This window comes from Haloferula luteola (assembly GCF_014201715.1).
GTDB classification, from domain to species: Bacteria; Verrucomicrobiota; Verrucomicrobiia; order Verrucomicrobiales; family Akkermansiaceae; genus Haloferula; species Haloferula luteola.
This window is the reverse complement of sequence record NZ_JACHFD010000077.1, coordinates 1-1,339: the sequence shown is the minus strand read 5'-3', so window position 1 is coordinate 1,339 and position 1,339 is coordinate 1. Positions and strand designations below refer to the sequence as shown.

Sequence of the window (1,339 nt, the reverse complement as noted above, 5' to 3'; positions counted from 1 at the left end):
CGGAGGCCGGGACCATCAGGAAAGGGAAGCCGCCGGCGCCTTGCCGACCTCGTGCGGTATCCTGCCGGACCTTCTTCAAGGCTTCTTCAACGCCTCTTCAACCCCAGACCCACTCCCGGAAGTCCAGGATCCGCGGGATCCTTGCGGAATCATGGATCGGTTCTTCCGGTAATCCCGTTCGGGAATGCAACCGGATTCCCCAGTCTCACGTCACCAGCGCATCGAGCGGACTGACCACTCCCAAGCCATGTTCCCCCGTGGCCACATGCAGATAGATCTCCGTCGTCGTGATGTCCTCGTGCCCCAGGAGCTCTTGGATCGTCCGCAAATCGGTTCCTCCTTCCAGCAGGTGGGTGGCGAAAGAATGGCGCAGGGCATGACTCGTCACCTGTTTCTCCACCCCCGCAGCCCGTGCCCCGCGCTGGATCGCGCGGTTGTAAACGCCATCGTGCAGATGATGTCGCCGCGGGATCCCTTCCGGGGCCCCGGCGCTCCCCACAGTGGCCGGGTCCACTGCTATCTTCGAGGCCGGGAAAAGCCAGAACCACTCAAAGCTCTCCGCCCCTCGCCGATATTTTCGAGACAGGGCGTTGGGCATCCATACGCCCGTCAGACCCGCTTCCCGGTCTCGGCTCCACCAGGCACGCGCCTCCTCGATTTGCTGGGCCACCGCCCCCAGCAAGCTCTTCGGCAGGACGGTCATCCGATCCTTGTTCCCCTTGCCGCCCCGCACCGTCAATCTTCCGCGCTCGAGATCCACATCCTTGATCCGCAGCCGTACCACCTCCATCAGCCGAAGCCCCGCTCCATATTGCAGCCGTGCCGCCAGAGCGTAGGTGCCATTCTTCGACTCCATTCGCTCGAAGACGCGCTGGGTCTCAGCTTTTGAAAGAACCACCGGCACCCTCCTCGCCGTCTTTCGAAGCTTCACCCCGAACTTTGGCTCTTCGATCCCGCACACCCTCTTGAAGAAGAAAGCCAGTGCGTTGAGAGCTTGTTTTTGTGTGGCGTAGGCGCAGTCTTCATCCTCCACCACCGAGGTCAAAAAGCGCGTCGCCGTTTCCACCCGCATCACTTGCCTTTCGTCCCCGGCAAATTTCGCAAAGCGTGCCGCCCAGCCGCCATAGCAGAGCTTCGTGCGGCGCTGGAGCCCCAGCCGCGACCCGGCCGAATACACCGCCGTGCGCACCCGCTCCGGCAGACTCCGGTGGTCGGCGCCCACCTCCTGACAAGCGGCCAGCCAGTTCAGATACCACTGGATCGCGGATTCCCACTGCTCAAGCTGCCAATTCTCCCTCGTCACCTCCTCCCGCAGGACCTCAAGCCGCCAGAAGGCCCG

At 63.1% G+C, this 1,339-nt stretch carries 1 protein-coding gene; it reads right to left on the bottom strand.

Annotated elements, in window-relative coordinates; all coding sequences use genetic code 11:
* Positions 1-205: 205 nt before the first annotated feature.
* Positions 206-1,339 (bottom strand): integron integrase (locus HNR46_RS20530; RefSeq protein ID WP_221285321.1); only part of this gene is annotated, 1,134 nt, incomplete at its 5' end.